The organism is Anoxybacillus sp. TBDG-1 (assembly GCF_054815885.1).
This window is the reverse complement of sequence record NZ_JBTZSY010000004.1, coordinates 43,788-63,395: the sequence shown is the minus strand read 5'-3', so window position 1 is coordinate 63,395 and position 19,608 is coordinate 43,788. Positions and strand designations below refer to the sequence as shown.

General features: G+C 42.1%; 22 protein-coding genes and 2 pseudogenes. 20 read left to right on the top strand and 4 right to left on the bottom strand.

Features of this window, described 5'->3' with window-relative positions:
* The first annotated feature begins 14 nt into the window (after window positions 1-14).
* Window positions 15-1,361: an aminomethyl-transferring glycine dehydrogenase subunit GcvPA gene (gene gcvPA / locus ACYQY7_RS02470; protein ID WP_461200561.1), complete on the top strand. Its 1,347-nt coding sequence runs from the start codon at window positions 15-17 to the stop codon at window positions 1,359-1,361.
* Complete coding sequence (gene gcvPB / locus ACYQY7_RS02465) at window positions 1,354-2,808, top strand: aminomethyl-transferring glycine dehydrogenase subunit GcvPB (protein WP_461200560.1); 1,455 nt, start codon at window positions 1,354-1,356, stop codon at window positions 2,806-2,808. Before gcvPA ends, gcvPB begins: the two co-directional genes overlap by 8 nt.
* A gap of 46 nt (window positions 2,809-2,854) precedes the next feature.
* Here gcvPB and ACYQY7_RS02460 read toward each other — a convergent pair whose 3' ends face one another.
* Window positions 2,855-3,226 carry a rhodanese-like domain-containing protein gene (locus ACYQY7_RS02460; protein WP_461200559.1) on the bottom strand — a complete coding sequence of 124 codons (372 nt, stop codon included), beginning with the start codon at window positions 3,224-3,226 and terminating at the stop codon, window positions 2,855-2,857.
* 125 nt (window positions 3,227-3,351) lie between these two features.
* Between ACYQY7_RS02460 and ACYQY7_RS02455 the strand changes: the two genes are divergently transcribed.
* The 6 genes and pseudogenes from ACYQY7_RS02455 (at window position 3,352) to ACYQY7_RS02430 (ending at window position 10,085) form a co-directional block, all read left to right on the top strand.
* Complete coding sequence (locus tag ACYQY7_RS02455; protein ID WP_461200558.1) at window positions 3,352-4,188, top strand: lipoate--protein ligase family protein; 837 nt, start codon at window positions 3,352-3,354, stop codon at window positions 4,186-4,188.
* 160 nt (window positions 4,189-4,348) lie between these two features.
* A pseudogene (locus tag ACYQY7_RS02450) lies at window positions 4,349-5,134 on the top strand (ribonucleotide reductase N-terminal alpha domain-containing protein); the annotation flags it as partial.
* 591 nt (window positions 5,135-5,725) lie between these two features.
* A pseudogene (locus ACYQY7_RS02445) lies at window positions 5,726-7,501 on the top strand (vitamin B12-dependent ribonucleotide reductase); the annotation flags it as partial.
* Between the two features lie 106 nt (window positions 7,502-7,607).
* The gene (gene splB, locus ACYQY7_RS02440) at window positions 7,608-8,633 is read left to right on the top strand and encodes a spore photoproduct lyase (protein WP_461200557.1); all 1,026 of its coding nucleotides are present in this window, start codon (window positions 7,608-7,610) and stop codon (window positions 8,631-8,633) included.
* 69 nt (window positions 8,634-8,702) lie between these two features.
* The gene (mntR, locus tag ACYQY7_RS02435) at window positions 8,703-9,131 is read left to right on the top strand and encodes a transcriptional regulator MntR (RefSeq protein WP_461200556.1); all 429 of its coding nucleotides are present in this window, start codon (window positions 8,703-8,705) and stop codon (window positions 9,129-9,131) included.
* Between the two features lie 75 nt (window positions 9,132-9,206).
* Window positions 9,207-10,085 (top strand): patatin-like phospholipase family protein, encoded by an 879-nt coding sequence (locus ACYQY7_RS02430; RefSeq protein ID WP_461200555.1) that lies wholly within the window; start codon window positions 9,207-9,209, stop codon window positions 10,083-10,085.
* A gap of 15 nt (window positions 10,086-10,100) precedes the next feature.
* On the opposite strand, the gene ACYQY7_RS02425 is transcribed toward ACYQY7_RS02430, so the two are convergent.
* Both ACYQY7_RS02425 and ACYQY7_RS02420 read right to left on the bottom strand, forming a co-directional pair.
* Window positions 10,101-10,442 (bottom strand): SA1362 family protein, encoded by a 342-nt coding sequence (locus ACYQY7_RS02425; protein ID WP_461200554.1) that lies wholly within the window; start codon window positions 10,440-10,442, stop codon window positions 10,101-10,103.
* A 20-nt stretch (window positions 10,443-10,462) separates the two neighbouring features.
* A complete protein-coding gene (locus ACYQY7_RS02420; protein WP_461200553.1) occupies window positions 10,463-11,392 on the bottom strand; it encodes a DUF1385 domain-containing protein in 930 nt (309 codons plus the stop codon).
* A 115-nt stretch (window positions 11,393-11,507) separates the two neighbouring features.
* Here ACYQY7_RS02420 and ACYQY7_RS02415 point away from each other — a divergent pair, with 115 nt between their 5' ends.
* The 4 genes from ACYQY7_RS02415 to efp are packed head-to-tail and all read left to right on the top strand — an operon-like array spanning window position 11,508 to window position 14,196.
* Window positions 11,508-12,071: a YqhR family membrane protein gene (locus ACYQY7_RS02415; protein WP_461200552.1), complete on the top strand. Its 564-nt coding sequence runs from the start codon at window positions 11,508-11,510 to the stop codon at window positions 12,069-12,071.
* A 38-nt stretch (window positions 12,072-12,109) separates the two neighbouring features.
* A complete protein-coding gene (gene aroQ, locus ACYQY7_RS02410; protein WP_461200551.1) occupies window positions 12,110-12,556 on the top strand; it encodes a type II 3-dehydroquinate dehydratase in 447 nt (148 codons plus the stop codon).
* Window positions 12,557-12,558: 2 nt separating this feature from the next.
* Window positions 12,559-13,620, top strand: a complete 1,062-nt coding sequence (locus ACYQY7_RS02405) for a M24 family metallopeptidase (RefSeq protein WP_461200550.1) — start codon at window positions 12,559-12,561, stop codon at window positions 13,618-13,620.
* A gap of 18 nt (window positions 13,621-13,638) precedes the next feature.
* Complete coding sequence (gene efp / locus ACYQY7_RS02400) at window positions 13,639-14,196, top strand: elongation factor P (RefSeq protein ID WP_461200549.1); 558 nt, start codon at window positions 13,639-13,641, stop codon at window positions 14,194-14,196.
* 72 nt (window positions 14,197-14,268) lie between these two features.
* On the opposite strand, the gene ACYQY7_RS02395 is transcribed toward efp, so the two are convergent.
* Window positions 14,269-14,751: a GNAT family N-acetyltransferase gene (locus ACYQY7_RS02395; RefSeq protein ID WP_461200548.1), complete on the bottom strand. Its 483-nt coding sequence runs from the start codon at window positions 14,749-14,751 to the stop codon at window positions 14,269-14,271.
* A gap of 172 nt (window positions 14,752-14,923) precedes the next feature.
* Here ACYQY7_RS02395 and ACYQY7_RS02390 point away from each other — a divergent pair, with 172 nt between their 5' ends.
* From ACYQY7_RS02390 to spoIIIAG, 8 genes are read left to right on the top strand one after another with little or no spacing between them, the layout of a single operon-like run.
* Window positions 14,924-15,196 carry a YqhV family protein gene (locus ACYQY7_RS02390; RefSeq protein WP_461200547.1) on the top strand — a complete coding sequence of 91 codons (273 nt, stop codon included), beginning with the start codon at window positions 14,924-14,926 and terminating at the stop codon, window positions 15,194-15,196.
* Between the two features lie 13 nt (window positions 15,197-15,209).
* Window positions 15,210-16,133: a stage III sporulation protein AA gene (spoIIIAA, locus tag ACYQY7_RS02385; protein WP_461200546.1), complete on the top strand. Its 924-nt coding sequence runs from the start codon at window positions 15,210-15,212 to the stop codon at window positions 16,131-16,133.
* The gene (spoIIIAB, locus tag ACYQY7_RS02380) at window positions 16,134-16,646 is read left to right on the top strand and encodes a stage III sporulation protein SpoIIIAB (RefSeq protein WP_461200545.1); all 513 of its coding nucleotides are present in this window, start codon (window positions 16,134-16,136) and stop codon (window positions 16,644-16,646) included.
* Window positions 16,647-16,661: 15 nt separating this feature from the next.
* Complete coding sequence (gene spoIIIAC / locus ACYQY7_RS02375) at window positions 16,662-16,868, top strand: stage III sporulation protein AC (RefSeq protein ID WP_032100016.1); 207 nt, start codon at window positions 16,662-16,664, stop codon at window positions 16,866-16,868.
* A 6-nt stretch (window positions 16,869-16,874) separates the two neighbouring features.
* Window positions 16,875-17,276 (top strand): stage III sporulation protein AD, encoded by a 402-nt coding sequence (gene spoIIIAD, locus ACYQY7_RS02370; RefSeq protein ID WP_183246324.1) that lies wholly within the window; start codon window positions 16,875-16,877, stop codon window positions 17,274-17,276.
* 4 nt (window positions 17,277-17,280) lie between these two features.
* Window positions 17,281-18,441 (top strand): stage III sporulation protein AE, encoded by a 1,161-nt coding sequence (gene spoIIIAE / locus ACYQY7_RS02365; protein WP_461200544.1) that lies wholly within the window; start codon window positions 17,281-17,283, stop codon window positions 18,439-18,441.
* Window positions 18,442-18,457: 16 nt separating this feature from the next.
* On the top strand, window positions 18,458-19,027 hold the full coding sequence (gene spoIIIAF / locus ACYQY7_RS02360; protein ID WP_461200543.1) for a stage III sporulation protein AF: 570 nt from the start codon (window positions 18,458-18,460) through the stop codon (window positions 19,025-19,027).
* 6 nt (window positions 19,028-19,033) lie between these two features.
* Window positions 19,034-19,600 (top strand): stage III sporulation protein AG, encoded by a 567-nt coding sequence (gene spoIIIAG, locus ACYQY7_RS02355; protein WP_461200542.1) that lies wholly within the window; start codon window positions 19,034-19,036, stop codon window positions 19,598-19,600.
* Window positions 19,601-19,608: the final 8 nt, after the last annotated feature.

Here is a 19,608-nt window from a genome sequence, read left to right as displayed (position 1 = left end):
GAGGAGAGAGAGTTATGCTTCATCGTTATTTGCCAATGACGGAAGAAGATAAGCAACAAATGTTACAAACGATCGGGGTACAATCGATTGACGAACTATTTGCTGATATTCCAGAAAGCGTTCGTTTTCAAGGTGAGTACAACATTAAGCCAGCAAAATCTGAACCGGAGTTAATGAAAGAGTTGATGGCACTAGCGGCGAAAAATGCGGATATGAAGACGTACACGTCGTTTTTAGGAGCGGGGGTGTACGACCATTACATTCCGACGATTGTTGATCACGTCATTTCACGTTCGGAGTTTTATACCGCATATACACCGTATCAGCCAGAAATTTCGCAAGGGGAACTGCAAGCGATTTTCGAATTCCAAACGATGATTTGTGAATTAACAGGCATGGATGTAGCGAACTCATCGATGTATGACGGCGGGACAGCGCTAGCAGAAGCAGCGTTATTAAGCGGGGCGCATACGAAAAAGAAAAAGGTGCTATTATCAAATGCGGTACATCCTGAATATCGGGACGTCGTGAAAACGTACGCGAAAGGTCCGGGGCTTGAAATCGTAGAAATTCCGTATAAAAACGGTGTGACGGATGTTGATGCATTGCAAAAGGAGATGGATGAAGATGTCGCATGCGTTATTGTGCAATATCCAAACTTTTTCGGACAAATCGAACCGTTAAAAGAGATGGAGCCAATTGCCCATGGGCATAAAGGAATGTTCGTTGTCGCAAGCAATCCGCTCGCGTTAGGGGTATTAACACCGCCAGGACAGTTTGGTGCAGATATCGTTGTTGGTGACGCTCAACCATTTGGTATTCCAATGCAATTTGGCGGCCCGCATTGCGGTTATTTTGCGGTGAAATCAGCACTTATGCGCAAAATTCCAGGACGTCTTGTCGGACAAACGACGGATGAAGAAGGTCGACGCGGCTTTGTTTTGACGTTGCAAGCGCGCGAACAGCACATTCGCCGCGACAAAGCAACATCGAACATTTGCTCCAACCAAGCGTTAAACGCCCTTGCTGCATCGGTCGCAATGACAGCGCTCGGAAAAAAAGGTGTGAAAGAAATGGCGACGATGAATATTCAAAAAGCGCATTATGCAAAAGAAGCGTTCGTCAATCATGGATTTGATGTCGTATTTACAGGATCGTTTTTCAACGAGTTTGTTGTTCGTCTGAACAAGCCTGTAGCGGAAGTAAATAAAAAGCTGTTGGAAAAAGGAATCATCGGCGGCTACGATCTCGGGCGCGATTATCCAGAACTGCAAAACTGTATGTTAATTGCGGTGACGGAATTACGCACGAAAGAAGAAATCGACACGCTTGTGAAGGAATTGGGGGATTGTCATGCATAAAGACCAACCGCTTATTTTTGAATTAAGCAAGCCAGGACGAATCGGATATAGCTTGCCGAAATTAGACGTGCCGGCTATCGATGTTGCACAAGTCGTTCCAACCGATTACATTCGAAAAGAAGCACCGGAGCTTCCTGAAGTGTCAGAGCTTGACATTATGCGCCATTATACAGCGCTATCAAAGCGCAACCATGGGGTTGATTCCGGCTTTTACCCACTTGGATCTTGTACAATGAAATATAATCCGAAAATAAATGAAAACGTTGCCCGCTTCGCTGGATTTGCCCACATTCACCCGCTTCAGCCAGAAGAAACGGTGCAAGGGGCACTTGAATTAATGTATGACTTACAAGAGCATTTAAAGGAAATTACCGGTATGGATGCGGTGACGTTGCAGCCAGCCGCTGGTGCGCATGGGGAATGGACAGGACTCATGATGATTCGCGCCTATCATGAAGCGAATGGCGACTACAATCGAACGAAAGTGATCGTTCCAGATACAGCGCATGGGACAAATCCTGCGTCGGCAACGGTGGCAGGTTTTGAAACGGTGACGGTGAAATCGACGGAAGAAGGGCTTGTCGATTTAGACGATTTACGTCGCGTCGTCGGACCAGATACGGCAGCGCTTATGCTTACAAACCCAAATACGCTCGGTCTTTTTGAAGAGAACATTTTAGAAATGGCAGAAATCGTACACGGTGCAGGCGGAAAGCTGTACTATGACGGCGCGAACTTAAATGCAGTGTTAAGTAAAGCACGCCCTGGCGATATGGGCTTTGACGTCGTCCATTTAAACCTTCATAAGACGTTTACCGGTCCACACGGTGGCGGTGGTCCGGGTTCGGGACCTGTTGGGGTGAAGGCGGATCTCATTCCGTATTTACCGAAACCGACGGTGGAAAAGGGAGAAAACGGATACTATTTCGACTATGACAGACCGCAAGCGATTGGGCGTGTAAAGCCGTTTTATGGCAACTTTGGCATTAACGTTCGCGCGTATACGTATATTCGCTCGATGGGTCCAGATGGCTTAAAAGCAGTCACAGAATATGCGGTACTAAATGCTAACTACATGATGCGTCGCTTAGCGGAACATTACGACTTACCATACAACCGTCATTGCAAACATGAATTTGTGTTATCAGGAAAGCGGCAAAAGAAATTAGGGGTGCGTACGCTTGATATTGCAAAGCGTTTGCTTGACTTCGGCTACCATCCGCCAACAATCTACTTTCCTTTAATCGTTGAAGAATGCATGATGATCGAGCCAACGGAAACCGAGTCAAGAGAAACGCTCGATGCGTTCATTGATGCGATGATTCAAATTGCGAAAGAAGCAGAAGAAACGCCGGAAATCGTTCAAGAAGCGCCGCATACAACGGTCGTGAGACGCTTAGATGAAACGACGGCCGCCCGCAAACCGATTTTGCGATATCAGAAATAAAACAAAAGGTGAATAAACGAGGTGCCAGGCATTTTTGCTTGGCACCTTATTTTTTCTTCACCTTTCCTGTCCACATTTTAAATCCGCCTTTTAAGTGGTAAAGGTCGCGGTATCCTTTTCGGTACAGCATTTGTGCCGCACGGCCGCTGCGAAGTCCGCTTTGGCAATATAAATAAATCGGCTGGTCTTTACGCAATTCTTTCATACGTAAACGTAGTTGTGAAAGCGGAATGTTACGTGCTCCTAAAATGTGACCGGCAGCGTATTCATCGGGTTCGCGAACGTCGATGAGTTGCGCTTTTCGATAACCTGCGCGGAACTCTTCTTCCGTAAGCGTTTTAACGACTCGCTTTTGGTAAAAGTATGTAATTGCCGCGTACACAATGATTGCTCCGAGAATAATAAGAACTGTTGTCATGCTGACCCTCCTTTTTCATCGTTGCCACGTCTATTATATAAATGTTTCGTCCAAGAAGCAAAGCATTTTCCATTGACTTATTATGTTTGCTACACTATAAAATGATAGTGGAAAGGGTGGAGTAGATGGAAAAAGAAGTGTGGCGATTTATTGACTCAGGCGATTGTTCCCCAGCGTTTAATATGGCGCTTGATGAAGCGTTGTTAGAATGGCATAGTGAAAGAAAAATTCCACCGACGATTCGTTTTTACGGTTGGAATCCAGCGACGCTTTCAATTGGCTATTTTCAAAAAGTCGAAAAAGAGATCGATATGGATGCAGTAAAAAAATACGGACTTGGTTTTGTGAGACGTCCAACAGGCGGGCGCGGTGTGCTTCATGATAAAGAATTAACGTATAGCGTTATCGTATCAGAAGCGCATCCAGCTATGCCGCAGACGGTGACGGAAGCGTATCGCGTCATTTCCCAAGGCATTTTGGAAGGATTTCGTTTCCTTGGGCTTGATGCGTATTTTGCTGTTCCAAAAACAGAAGAAGAAAAAGCGGATTTAAAAAACCCGCGCTCGGCTGTTTGTTTTGACGCACCATCTTGGTATGAGCTCGTTGTCGAAGGAAGAAAAGTGGCAGGAAGCGCCCAAACGCGACAAAAAGGGGTCATTTTACAACATGGCTCGATTTTATTAGACTTAGATGAAGAGATGCTTTTTAGCTTGTTTAAGTATCCGAACGAACGAGTAAAAGAGCGATTGCGACAAAATTTTAAAAACAAAGCGGTTGCGATCAATGAGCTAACCGATCGAAAAGTGACGATCGATGAGGCGAAAGAAGCATTTTTTAAAGGATTTGAAAAAGGTTTAAACATTCAGTTGGAACGATATGAATTAACAGACGATGAGCTTGCTTACGTTCAGCAACTTGCGAAAAACAAATACGAGACAGATGAATGGAATTTTAAACGGTAAATTTTTTTCTTGACAAGTAAAAAGTGCTTGACTTAATTATCAATATGTAGTATGTGTTTTTTGAAAAATCATACTACATATTGATTTTTTTTATTGATTATTGTTGTCGATATATGGTAGTTTAATGTAGTAAGATTATGTTGGTAGAGGAGAGGTAAACATGACGGTTGCGTTTTCTGAAAAAATGACGGTGAATGTGGACAAACTAAATGAAGACATTCACCTGTTTCCACAAGTGCACCCGATTACTTCTGAGATGCACATTACATATAAGGGTGTATCGCGTTTAGTGATGCTTGATCGCTATTCGTTTAAAGATACGGAAAAGTTGACGTTAAGCGTCGGGGATTTTGTCGTTTTAACAGTGAAGGAAGATCCGAAGTTTCCAGCGCGTGGTCTTGGATTTGTCGTTGAGCTGGACTGGGGAAATAAAAAAGCACATGTGCTTGTTGAAGAAGAATATCGTCATGTGTTGGAAGGGGAGGAAGCGAAAACAGGCATTGTTGTTCGTTCTCTTGATGTTATTGAAAAACCATTAGAAATTTATTATGAGCAAATTGCAAAGCGGAACGCAACCGGGCTAGCGGCTGTTGAGCAAACGGAAGAAAAGCGGCAAGAGTGGTTCGAAAAGTTTTATGAACAGCTCGTCAGCCTGAATTTTGTTCCAGCTGGACGCGTATTGTATGGCGCAGGTTCTGGAACAGAAGTGACGTACTTCAACTGCTACGTCATGCCATTTGTGAAAGATTCGCGTGAAGGTATTTCTGAACATCGCAAACAAGTGATGGAAATTATGAGCCGCGGTGGCGGTGTCGGAACGAACGGTTCTACCCTTCGTCCACGCAATACACTCGCGCGCGGAGTGAATGGAAAATCGTCCGGTTCGGTGTCATGGCTTGACGACATTGCAAAACTGACCCATCTTGTCGAACAAGGTGGCTCCCGTTAAAGTAGCGCCATCGGCGGGAGTAAAATCTCGTGAATTGCTGGAATCCCCTAAAGCCAACTTGACCACAACGTAGCTGGTGACGGCAAGCGTGATGGTTTAAAAACAAGTTGGATAGAAAATGGGCAACCAGCAGCCAAGCATCTCTGGAAACGGAGATGAAGGTTCAACGACTATTGAAACTTCCTACAGTTCTCCATACAATGAGTGTAATAAATAAAAATGTTTGGAGTGAGGGGAACCATGGAAGGAGTAAATCGTAACACTCGGCAACGATGTTACGAGGCGCGAGACAAAGAAGAGATGTTGAAAAAAGCAAAATATCTCCATGAAGAAGGATATAGTGAAGTCAAAAAGTATGGCAAAAAATGTTCACTCATTAACTGAAAAAGAAGGATGCTTTGATCTTTATATATCCAGTGTTAAAGATGTCAAAAAATTGTTTCATCACCTTTATCAACATGGAGATATAAAATTGAATCGAAAATATGTAACATTCTCTTCTTTGATGATATAGTCTGATCTCTGTTCGAAAGACAGAGAGCTAGGCAGAAATGACCTAGCCCGCTCAAATGAGTGAGTAACAAATTGCGCGGCGCCCAAATGATTATGTTGGCCGATTGGCACCCGGACATTATTGAATTCATTATTTCGAAAATGCAAAATCCGCGCATTTTGCGCTATTTGCTTGAAAATACAGAAGATGAAGGCATTCAAAAAGCAGCGAAAGAAAAACTAAAGTTTACACCGCTTACCGAACAAGAGCGCGCGATGTATCAAGGGATCGTCAACTACAAAAACATTCCAGGATACGGTGGCTTTTCAGAAAAAATTATTAAAGACGCAGAAGAAAAGTTGCGGACAGGCGGAACGTACAGCGTGCACAATCCGGACTTTTTAACAGGGGCGAACATTTCTGTTTGCTTAACGAAAGAGTTTATGCAGGCGGTAGAAAACGATGAAGAATACGAATTGCGCTTCCCAGATGTTGAAACGTACTCGGAAGAAGAAATGCGCATCTACAACGAAAAATGGCACGAAGTCGGCGATGTGCGTGAATGGGAGAAAATGGGCTATCGCGTTCGCGTCTATCGAAAAATTCGCGCGCGCGAGCTATGGAAGCTCATTAACATTTGCGCAACGTATTCCGCCGAACCGGGCATTTTCTTTATCGACAACGCCAACGACATGACGAATGCAAGAGCGTACGGACAAAAAGTAGTCGCAACAAATCCGTGTGGTGAACAACCACTTGCGCCTTATTCTGTGTGCAATTTAGCTGCGATTAATTTGGCGAATATGGTCGATAAAGAAAAGAAAGCCATCGATTATGACAAATTAAAGCGGACGGTTGAAGTTGGCGTCCGTATGCAAGATAACGTTATTGACGCAACCCCGTACTTCCTTGAGGAAAATAAAAAGCAAGCGCTTGGGGAGCGTCGCATCGGTCTTGGCGTCATGGGACTAGCGGATTTGCTTATTTATTGTGAAAAAGAGTACGGTTCCGAAGAAGGCAATCAGTTAGTTGACGAGCTGTTTAAAACGATCGCGACAACGGCGTATCGTGCGTCGATTGAGCTTGCGAAAGAAAAAGGAAGCTTTCCGTTTTTAGTCGGTGAAACAGAAGAAGAAACGATGAAATTGCGCGAAGCGTTTATTCACACCGGTTATATGAAAAACATGCCGGACGATATTCGCCAAGATATTTTAAAATATGGTATTCGCAACTCGCATTTATTAACGGTTGCTCCGACTGGATCCACAGGAACCATGATCGGCGTGTCCACAGGACTTGAACCATATTTTTCCTTCTCTTATTATCGAAGCGGCCGTCTAGGTAAATTTATTGAAGTAAAGGCGGATATCGTTCAAGAATATTTAGATAAACATCCAGAAGCAGATCCGAACAACTTGCCGCATTGGTTTGTAACCGCGATGGATTTATCGCCAGAAGCGCATGCGGATGTACAGTGCATTATTCAACGTTGGGTCGATTCAAGCCTCTCGAAAACGGTGAATGCACCGCGCGGCTATACGGTCGAGCAAGTGCAAAAAGTGTACGAGCGTTTATGGCGAGGCGGTGCAAAAGGTGGAACAGTATATGTCGACGGTAGCCGCGATGCGCAAGTATTAACATTAAAGGCAGAAGAACATGTGGTCGAAGAGCAGCTAGAGCTTCTGCCAGAAGAACCGAAAAAACGGGCTGTTGCGCTTGTTGAAACGATTCCAGATTTACGCGCAACGGACGTTACGATCGGTTCAGAAGTCGGCAACATTTGTCCAGTATGCCGTGAAGGAACGGTCGAAGAAATCGGTGGCTGCAATACGTGCACAAGTTGCGGTGCCCAGTTAAAATGTGGCTTATAACGTAAAAAGGAACGGGAAATCTCCGTTCCTTTTCATTATGAATGATAACAAAAATTGTATTTCATCACCCCATGACAATTAAACATACTAACATTGAGGTGATTGTATGAAGCCGTTTATTCCGCAACTTGTTTATTTTGAGCCCGAAGCGCTCCATTATCCACTTGGCAAAGAGTTGTATGAGAAATTTAAACATATGCATATCGACATTCGCGAAACGACATCCCACAACCAAGTTCGTGGCATTCCGGGAGATAACGAACTGCAACAATATCGCAATGCAAAATCAACACTTGTTGTCGGTGTTCGTCGTACATTAAAGTTTGATACGTCTAAACCGTCAGCAGAATATGCGATTCCGCTTGCGACAGGGTGCATGGGCCATTGTCATTATTGTTATTTACAAACGACGCTCGGAAGCAAACCTTACATTCGTGTGTACGTGAATCTGGATGATATTTTTGCCCAAGCGAAAAAATATATTGATGAACGCGCACCGAAAATTACGCGTTTTGAGGCCGCTTGTACGTCGGATATTGTCGGCATCGACCATTTGACGCATGCGTTAAAAAAAGCGATTGAATTTATTGGTGCAACCGAATACGGACGTCTTCGCTTTGTTACAAAGTATGAACATGTTGACCATTTGCTTGATGCGAAACATAACGGAAAAACACGTTTTCGTTTTAGCATTAATTCACGTTATGTCATTCAAAATTTTGAACCGGGGACGTCTTCGTTTGATGGACGGCTAGAGGCGGCGCGAAAAGTGGCGCGCGCTGGCTATCCGCTCGGTTTTATCGTCGCTCCGATTTACATGCATGACGGCTGGGAAGAAGGATATTTTGAACTATTTGAACGATTACATGCGAATTTACAAGATATCGACTTAACGGGTGTAACGTTTGAATTAATTCAACATCGCTTCACAAAACCAGCGAAAACAGTCATTCAAAAACGGTATCCGAAGACGAAACTAGATCTTGATGAAACAAAACGAAAATATAAATGGGGACGATACGGGATCGGAAAATATGTGTACCGAGATGAAGAAGCCAATCGGCTAAATGACACGATTCGTTCCTATATTGCACAATTTTTTCCCGAAGCGACGATTGAATATTTTACGTAAATAGTTGTCATGCTTGGTAAACATGTTATAATCATAATGATTGCGGATGTTTGTTTAGGAGGGGAACGTATGCCAACACCAAGCATGGAAGATTATATTGAGCAAATTTATATATTGATCGAAGAAAAAGGATACGCCCGCGTATCGGATATTGCTGAAGCGTTATGTGTTCATCCCTCCTCTGTGACAAAAATGGTTCAAAAGCTTGATAAAGACGAATATTTAGTATATGAAAAATACCGAGGGCTCGTACTGACTCCGAAAGGAAAAAAAATCGGCAAGCGGCTTGTGTATCGCCACGAGCTACTGGAACAATTTCTGCGTCTCATTGGCGTCGATGAAGAAAACATTTATCGCGATGTTGAGGGAATCGAACATCATTTAAGCTGGAATGCGATTGACCGCATTGGTGACTTAGTACAGTACTTTGAAGAAGATCGGTCACGTCTTGAAGCGCTTCGCAACATTCAAAGGCAAAACGAGCAAGAACAGGCATAAACGCTTGTTCTTTTTTGTTTTTTCATGCTCAATTTCTCCCGTTTTTCATACATATATGGCGAGGGAGGGAGGATCATGGAAATTGATGGTGTATTTTCCGGCGGAGGCGTTAAAGGATTTGCATTAATTGGAGCATATGAAGCGATTGAGAAAAAAGGTTTTCGTTTTAAACGGCTTGCCGGTACGAGCGCAGGGGCGCTTATTGCTTCGTTTATTGCGTCGGGATTTACAAGCAAGGAAATTATAGACATGATGGACGATATGAATTTAATGGATTTTCTCGATGAGCGACGTACGATCATTCCGTATGCGTGGTTAAAATGGCTTTTACTTTATTGGAAAATGGGGATGTATAAAGGAGAAAAGCTTGAACAATGGATAGCTGAACAGCTCAGTACAAAAGGAGTGCGTACATTTGCCGATTTGCCTCATGAACGATTGCGCGTTATTGCTTCTGACCTAACAAATGGAACGATGCTTATTTTGCCAGATGATTTACCGAAATACGGCATTGATCCTCTTCGCTTTCCGGTCGCAAAAGCGGTCCGAATGAGCGTCGGCATCCCTTATTTTTTTGAGCCTGTACGGCTAAAGACAGACGAAGGGAAGCATATCGTTGTTGATGGTGGGTTGTTAAGCAATTTTCCGATTTTCTTATTTGATGAAGAGCGAAAAAAAAGACCCGTTCTCGGCATAAAACTAAGCGCGAGGCAGGCACAAAAAGCAAAAAAGAGCATTCATAATGCAATTGACTTATATGAAGCGTTATTTCAAACGATGCGCGAGGCGCACGATGAACGATACATTTCACGCCGTCATGAGAAAAACATTATTTTTCTCCCAGTCAAACATATTGTTGCCACAGATTTTTCAATGACCGATGAAGAAAAAAAGAAGCTTATTTTGTTTGGAAAAGAACGGACAGAGCAATTTTTAAAAACATGGACGTATTAAAAGAAGAAAATCGGGTTAAAAAGAAGCCCGATTTTTTTTCTTTCCTTTTTTACCTTCAATGACTGTTAAATGAGTGGCATGTTTTTTCTTTAAAGCGGTTGGGCGCGTTTGCTTTTTCGACGTCGGCTTCGTTTTTTGGTGGTGGAGTTTTTTCGATTGTTTCACCGCTTTTTGATACGAGTGACCAAAGCGCTGCCTTTGTATCCATTTATATATACCGTAAAAGACAGCCACAATAAATATGATAAAAAATATTTGTTTCAACAACTGAATCGGATCGTTCCATAAACGATAAGAAAACCCAAAAATAGCGAATACAATAAGCAAAGTAATAAGCGGGAATGGGCGCCGACGCAATCGATCCACCTCCTTTATCATTACACCACTTCTTCTTGCTGTTTCGTCGCTTCTTCCTCTAACTCAAGCAAACGTTGAAATGATGCGATCGCTACTTCCACTTGATCATTAGTCGGTTCTTTCGTCGTTAATAGTTGTAACCATAAGCCAGGGTAGCCAAGTGAGCGCAACACAGGAACATGCCGCAACGCATTTGTGATTTGTAATACTTCAAAAGATAATCCTAATACGACGGGAATGAGCGCTAATCGGTTTAATACGCGCACCCAAAGTGGCTCAGTTGGGACGAACATGTAAACGAATACGCCAATGATGACAGTAAATAAAATGAAGCTACTGCCACAACGATAATGGAGGCGAGATTGTCGTTGTACATGTTCAACCGTCAACGGTAACCCATTTTCATAGGCATTAATTACTTTATGTTCTGCACCATGATATTGAAACAGTCGTTTGACAAGTGGTGTGAGCGAAATAAAGTAAATATACCCTAAAAGTAAAAGAAGTTTAAAAAACCCTTCAACGAGTATTTGTGCTGTGTTCGACGGGAACAGCGGTCTCGTTAATTCGGCTAAAAATACAGGAATAAGCGTAAAAACAAATTTCCCAAATAAAAACGATAATACCCCGATGAGCGCAACACCTAAAATCATCGTCCATTTGGATGGAGCTTCAGTGTCCAGCGCTTCATCTTCATCTGGATCAAGATCATATCGTTCACTTGAAAACTGCAAATGTTTCGAGCCGTTCGCGCTTGCTTGAATAATTGCAAAAATGCCGCGAAGAAAGGGAATTTTTTTGAATAAAGCGAGCGTTTTATTTGCTTCGCGTGGAACGTGGAAATACTCAATCGAACCGTCTTTTCGCCGAATGGCTGTGACGGAATGATTGCGTCCAGCGAACATGACACCTTCAATGACCGCCTGCCCGCCATATACGTTTTTACTCATAAGAAGACACCAACCTATTTTCTTTTTTCTTATATTCTACAAGAAAACGATAAAAACCTCTAGGTCGATGTATCGTTTGTACTTGTATTGTTGCCAAAAATGAGAGCTCATACACATGAGATCCAACATTTTGGACAAGATAAAAACGGAGGTGATTGCTGTGCAAACAAAAGCGAAACAAGACGCACAACTTGAACAAAATAAAAGGGAAAAACCAATGCCGGTTTTAGCAAAAGTTGCATTGATTGGTTTTATTGGAGGTGTATTTTGGAGCTTCCTCGCATACTGTGCTTATTTTTTTCATTTTACAGAAGTAGCGCCAAATTTCATTTTGCAACCATGGGCGGTCGGTGATTGGAAAGACGGCGCCCTTGGTCAGACGATTGCGATTTTGTTCATTGGGCTCGCTTCAGTTATTGCTTCGTTTCTGTACTATGCTTTTTTAAAAAATCGTCAAGGCATTTGGCCAGGCGTCGCTTTCGGCATCGGGTTATGGGTGCTTGTTTTTTACGTATTAAATCCCATTTTTCCACAGTTAAAAGCCGTTTCACAACTTGAGCGAAATACGGTTGTCACGATGGTATGCTTTTACATTTTATATGGAATGTTTATCGGTTATTCCATTTCATTTGAAGTTGCAGAGATGAGGCGACAAAAACAGGTCGATGTGGTAAAATAACCATATGTATTTTCATCAGTAAAGGGGGGAGAGGGGGAATGGTTCGATTCCTCCTTTTAAACGGTCCGAACTTAAATCGTCTCGGTATGAGGGAGCCGCATATTTATGGGCATACGACAATTGCTCAATTAGAAAAACAGTTAACAGAGTTTGCCGGTGAATACGGGGCGGAGTTGACATGTTATCAAAGTAATTATGAAGGGGCGTTAATTGACCAAATTCATCGGGCGGAATCGTTGTACGATGGAATCATTTTTAATCCGGGAGCGTTTACGCATTATAGTTATGCGTTGCGTGATGCGATTGCAAGCATACAAACACCAGTTATTGAAGTACATATTTCAAATATTCACGCAAGAGAGCCGTTTCGCCATCAATCTGTTCTTGCTCCTGTGACGGCTGGACAAATTGTCGGGCTTGGTGTAAACGGATATCGATTGGCTATTTTAGCGTTGCTTGATATGGTTGAAGGGAAGGGGAAATAACATTGGATAAAGTACAAAAACTTCGTGCACAATTTGCCGAACATGGCATTGACGGATTTCTCGTTACAAACGATTATAATCGTCGCTATATGACGAATTTTACAGGAACGGCTGGCGTTGCTTTAATTAGCGAAACGGATGCCGTATTTATTACCGATTTTCGCTATGTCGAACAAGCGACAAGGCAAATTGAAGGATATGAAATTGTTCAACATACACAAACGCTCATTGAAGAAGTAGCGAAACAAGTCGAGCGATTAGGTATTAAAAAGCTTGGATTTGAGCAAGACGATCTTTCGTATGCAACGTTTTCAGCATATGAAAAAGCGATCAAAGCAACGCTTGTTCCAGTTTCGGGCGTAGTTGAAAAGTTACGCTTGATTAAGTCGGAAGCAGAGATTAAGATATTAAAGGAAGCAGCCGAGATTGCCGATGCCGCCTTTCGCTATATTCTCGATTTTATTCGCCCTGGCGTGCGTGAAATAGATGTGGCAAATGAGTTGGAATTTTTTATGCGCAAACAAGGAGCGACAAGTTCATCGTTTGATATCATCGTTGCATCTGGTGTGCGCTCAGCATTGCCTCATGGAGTGGCGACAGAGAAAGTCATTGAAAAAGGAGAGCTCGTCACGCTTGATTTTGGCGCATATTATAAAGGATATTGCTCCGATGTGACGAGAACGGTTGCAGTTGGAGAGGTAAGCGACGAATTAAAGCGCATATACGATGTTGTATTGCAAGCCCAGCTTCGCGGTGTTGAACACATTCGCCCGGGGATGACAGGACGGGAGGCAGATGCGCTCACACGCGATTACATTTCTGCTTGTGGATTTGGTGAATATTTCGGACATTCCACAGGTCATGGGCTCGGCATGGAAGTGCATGAAATGCCGGCGCTTTCGATGCGCTCGGATACAGTACTACAGCCGGGAATGGTTGTGACGGTTGAACCAGGCATTTACATAGCAGGATTAGGCGGTGTTCGCATTGAAGACGACATCGTCATGACAGAAAACGGCAATGAGCGGCTCACTCTTTCACCAAAAGATCTCATTACTTTATAGATGTAGGAGGAAATGAACATGATTTCAGTAAACGATTTTCGTACAGGCTTAACAATTGAAGTTGACGGTGATATTTGGCGCGTCATCGAATTCCAACATGTGAAACCTGGAAAAGGTGCAGCGTTCGTTCGCTCAAAACTTCGTAACTTGCGCACAGGTGCGATTCAAGAAAAAACGTTCCGCGCCGGTGAAAAAGTAAACAAAGCGCAGATTGATAATCGTAAAATGCAATATTTATATGCAAACGGCGATCAACATGTGTTCATGGATATGGAATCATATGAACAAATTGAACTGCCTGCAAGACAAATTGAACATGAATTAAAGTTTTTAAAAGAAAACATGGAAGTATTTATTATGATGTATCAAGGCGAAACGATTGGTGTCGAATTGCCAAATACAGTTGAGTTAAAAGTTGTTGAAACTGAGCCAGGCATTAAAGGCGATACGGCATCAGGTGGCTCCAAACCAGCAACGCTAGAAACAGGTCTTGTCGTCCAAGTTCCGTTCTTCGTCAACGAAGGCGATGTGTTAATTATTAACACAACAGACGGCACATACGTATCACGCGCGTAATGGAAAATTGTAAAAAGTGAGAAATTCAGCTTGTTGACAAAGTCAACAAGCTGAATTTCGTATATGGGATTTTTAAAATTTTAATACCATTCGGACCGTTTTTAACATATGACCATCAAATTCCTCATCAAACTCTTTCACAACTTCAAAACCTTTAGCTTCATAAAAGCTCTTTCCAATTTGATTATCTTTTTCAACATTTACATAAATTTTATTTGCACCGTCTATTTGTATCCCTTTTTGTAACAAGGCGGAGCCGATTCCTCTGCCTTGTTGTTCTGGATGAACGTAAATAGCCCACAATTCAACCTCTCCATCTTCCCTTATTGAAGAAAAGTTAGCAAATCCTACAATGCTGTTTTCTACTTCAGCTACAAAAAGAGTAGAGTGTTGTAATCGTTGTTTCATTCGCTCATCACTGTAAGCCGATTTTAAAAAATTCTTTTGCGCATCTGAAGGAATAATACCCTCGTAAGTAGCATTCCAAGTTATTTTCGCTATATATTGAACTTGTTTTATATCTTCTTGCTTCATTTTACGAATGAGATATACCACCTCGATCTCCCCCCATTACCATTTTAAATTATTACTTTTTATACAAACATTGTATGACTTCCCCTCTCTATCTGTAAACATCTTCTTTCTCTATGAATTTTTCCTTTCTGTACTTCTGAATTGTTCCATTTCCGCATACGTTGTACTAGCACGGTTGTACAGGGAGGATGCGATGAAAATTGATGCAACTGTTTGGACGATGGCGGGTTTACGGTTTTTATCTGCGGCGGTTGAATTAAGCGCAGCGATTGTCATGTTGTCGCTCAATGATGTAAAAAAGGCGATTGCGATCAATACATTGCTCGCTGTCGTCGGTCCGACGATTTTTTTCGTCGTTATGATGATTGGGCTTGTTGCAGTAGCTAATGAGTTATCATTGTTTAAGCTCGTATGGATCGGTGCGGGGGTTATATGTATATTGATCGGCATTTATGTTGTGAAATGAAGGAGGGAAGAAGATGCAAGCGGTGTTTGATATGTTGCCTAAAACGCTCGTGCATGCCATTCAATCGTTTCCTACTGCTTCTCATTCTACGATCGAAGAAATTCGCATTCGCATTCATCGCCCATTGGAAGTCATTGCTGGGGGGAGATCGTACATATGTCCACATGTTGTACAAATGGAAGAAGGCATCGAACTATTAAATAAACTAAGCCAATATTCCCTTTATACGATCGAAGAAGAGTTGAAAAAAGGCTACATCACGATTCAAGGTGGACATCGAGTCGGTTTAGCTGGAAAAGTCATTACAGAAGACGGAAAAGTAAAAGCGATCCGACATATTACGTCATTTAACATTCGGATGGCTCGGCAACAAATCGGCATGGCTGAGCCACTTCTTCCTTACTTATACGACGGACGATGGCTGAATACGATAGTTATTGGGGCACCTCAAACAGGAAAAACAACGCTTCTTCGCGATATTGCACGCATCGTAAGCATCGGAGTGAAAGAGAGGCATATTGCACCTCAAAAAGTAGGCATCGTCGATGAACGTTCAGAAATTGCTGGTTGTGTGAAAGGCATTCCGCAATTTACATTCGGCTATCGTGTCGATGTGCTCGATGCATGCCCGAAAGCAGAAGGAATGATGATGATGATTCGTTCGATGAGCCCAAATGTATTGATCGTTGATGAAATCGGAAGTGAGGCAGATTGCACCGCGATTTTAGAAGCGGTTCATGCGGGAGTGGGCTTATTTATGACAGCGCATGGCCACCATTTCGACGATATAATGAAGCGCCCATCGCTGCGCCCAATTATAGAACAAGCTGTATTTGAACGATTTGTTGAATTGACGAATATCGGACGTCCTGGAACAATTCAAGCCGTTCGAGATGCAAACGGTCGCGATATATATCGAAAGATGAGCGTGATGTAAATGAAATGGATCGGAGCAATATGCATTATATTGGCGACAACATGGTCAGGTTTTGAAGCGTCGCGACTTTTACGCGAGCGCACAAGACAATTGCGCCAGTTAAAAATGGCATTGCAGTCGCTTGAAGCAGAAATTATGTACGGGCATACGCCGTTAATGGACGCTGCGTTTCGATTATCTCAACAGCTATCGAAACCGTTATCATGGCTGTTTGAATCGTTTGCGCAAAAGTTGCAAAAAGGAACGATGAACGCTCGCCAAGCGTGGGAAGAAAGTTTGCATGAAGTATGGAAAATGACTGCCTTCAAAGAAGGTGAATTGGAGATTATGAAACAGTTTGGCGAGACGCTCGGACAGTACGATCATGAAATTCAACAAAATTATATTCGCTTAACAATGGTGCATTTAGAGAGAGAAGAAGGGGACGCCATCGAAAAACAACAACGTTATGAAAAAATGATGAAAAGTTTAGGTGTATTAACGGGCATTCTCATCGTGCTTTTACTCATGTAGAGGAGGACATTTCAAATGGGCGTTGACGTAGATTTAATTTTTCGTATTGCTGGTGTAGGCATTGTCGTTGCTTTTTTGCACGCTGTCTTAGAAGGAATTGGGAAGAAAGAATATGCACAATGGGTTACATTATTAGGGTTTATTTATATTTTATTTTTAGTCATTTCGATCGTTCAAGACTTATTCCAAAAAATTAAATCTGTTTTTTTGTTTCAAAGTTAGGAGGGAATACTCATTGATATTTTGCAAATTGTTGGACTCGGACTTATTGCGACGTTTTTAGTGACGATTTTAAACGAACATAAGTCGAATATTTCACTTTTGTTAACCGTTTTTGTTGGAACAGTTATTTTTTTATTTTTAATTGATCGCATTCAAGACATTTTTCGCATGGTTCAAACGCTAGCGAACGAAGCACACGTTCAAACGGTGTATGTCGAAACGATTTTAAAAATTATCGGCATTGCTTATATTGCGGAGTTTGGTGCACAAATTTCAAAAGATGCTGGCCAAGGAGCGATCGCTGGAAAAATTGAATTAGGTGGAAAAATTTTGATTTTAGCAATGGCGATTCCGATTTTAACAGCTTTAATTGAAACGATTTTAAGCTTTCTTCCGATGAAGGGGTGATGATATGAGGCGCGCTCCCATCTTATTTTTCTTTCTCCTTTTTTTCTTGCCTTCCGTTGTACAAGCTTCACCAACAACGAATGAACTAGTGAAACAACAAGCGGAACAAATTGGCGTGGAGTCCATTAAACAATATTGGGATCATATTGTTCAACAGTATGGTGGGCTATTGCCAGAAAGTCAAAAAGGTTCCTTTTGGCAGTTTATTCATGGCGAAAAAGAACTATCGCTCAGTGAATGGTTACGGGCGTTTATAAAATTTTTATTGTACGAGCTGATGGCGAATGGAAAACTGCTTGGAACACTTATTTTGTTAACGATATTTAGCTTATTTTTACAATCGTTACAAAACGCTTTTTCACACCATGCTGTCAGTAAAGTTGCACATGCAGTTGTTTATATGGTGTTAATGATTATTGCACTAAATAGTTTTCATGTTGCGGTGACGTACGCGAAAGAAGCCATTCAAACGATGACGAGTTTTATGATCGCCCTTTTACCCATTTTACTTGCGCTCATGGCGTCATCAGGTGGCGTTGTATCCGTAGCCTTTTTTCACCCAATTGTGTTGTTTTTTATGAATATAACAGGAACGATCGTTGAACATTTTTCATTACCACTTTTGTTTTTAGCGACAATTTTAAGCATCGTTAGTTTATTAAGCGAACATTATAAAGTAACCAAATTAGCAGATTTGTTGCGCAATATTAGTGTCGGTTCACTTGGTGTAATGCTGACGATCTTTTTCGGTGTATTGTCGGTCAAGGGAGCGACAACCGCAATTGCCGATGGAGTGGCGATACGAGCAGCTAAATTTGTGGCAGGAAATTTTATCCCGGTTATCGGGAGAATGTTTACGGACGCGGCAGATACCGTCGTCACCGCTTCTGTCTTATTAAAAAATACAGTCGGTTTATTTGGGGTCGCGTTATTACTTCTTATTGCAGCGTTTCCAGCGATCAAAATTTTAGTGATTGCTCTTATTTATCAAATAGCCGCTGCGATGTTACAGCCGATGGGAGGAGGCATCGTCATTTCCTGTTTAAGCATAATGAGCAAAAGTATTATGTACGTACTTGTTGCACTCATGATCGTATCGCTTATGTTTTTTTTAAGTATGACCGTCATTATCGCAGCAGGAAATTTAACGATGATGGTTCGCTGAAAGGAGAATAGGGGCTGTGGGACTGTTGACCGAATGGATTTCCCATCTCATTACATTCATCTTGCTAGCCGTTATCATTGATCTCATTTTGCCAAACGGCTCATTCCAAAAATATGTAAAGATAGTTGTTGGCTTACTGTTTATTTTCATTTTATTTTCTCCGCTTCTTCGTTTATTTCATGGAGATGTAAATACGTGGTTTGCTTCGATTCAAAACCAACAAAATGAAACGCTTGAAAATGACATTGAAAGAAAGAAAAAAGAAATACAAGCCTCACAACGTGCATATATTTTAGAACAAATGGCTGTCCAGCTAAAGAACACAGCGGCTGAGGAGTTGATGCGCACATATGGGTTAACGGTGACGAATATTTCATTAACGATCGGGGAGTCAGAACAAACCCCTCCACCGATTGAAGCGATCACAGTAGAGTTGTCAGAAGAAACGACCTCTGTTGTGAAACCGATTCGTATTCAATCATCGCCAACAATAACAGAAGAACACGACGATATTGCCCGCTTTTTAGCACATATGTGGGGAGTAGACCCAGAGATGATTACGATTCAACTAGAAAGGAGGGAGTAGGGAGGGGTGAAACAATGGATTGAAAAAAACGGACTAATCGCAATCCTTTTGGCTTTCGGTTTATCATTTATGATCTTTAGCAATGTATTTAACTTCTCTTCTTCAAAACAAGTTCAGCAAGAAACAACTCAAGCTGTATTTCGCCAAACAGATGAAGAAAAAAAGCTAAAACAAATTGCGGATTATGAAGAACGATACGAACAGCAGCTAAAAGAAGCGTTGGAAGCGATTGTTGGAGTCGGCGAAGTAAAAGTCATCGTCAATGTCGATGCCACAGAACAAAACGTACTTGAAAAAAATGCAACCGTTCAAAAAAAACGAACGATGGAAGAAGATAAAGAAGGTGGAAAGCGCCAAATTGAAGATGAATCAACAGACGAAAAAATTGTCGTCGTGCGCAAAGGGGATGAAGAAACACCGCTCGTTTTACAAACAAAAAAGCCAGACATTCGCGGTGTGCTTGTTGTTGCTAAAGGAGCTGATCAAGTGCAAGTGAAAAAATGGATTGTCGAAGCGGTGACGCGAACGTTAAACGTTCCGAGCCATCGCGTTGCTGTTTTACCAAAAAAGTAAGGGGGAGA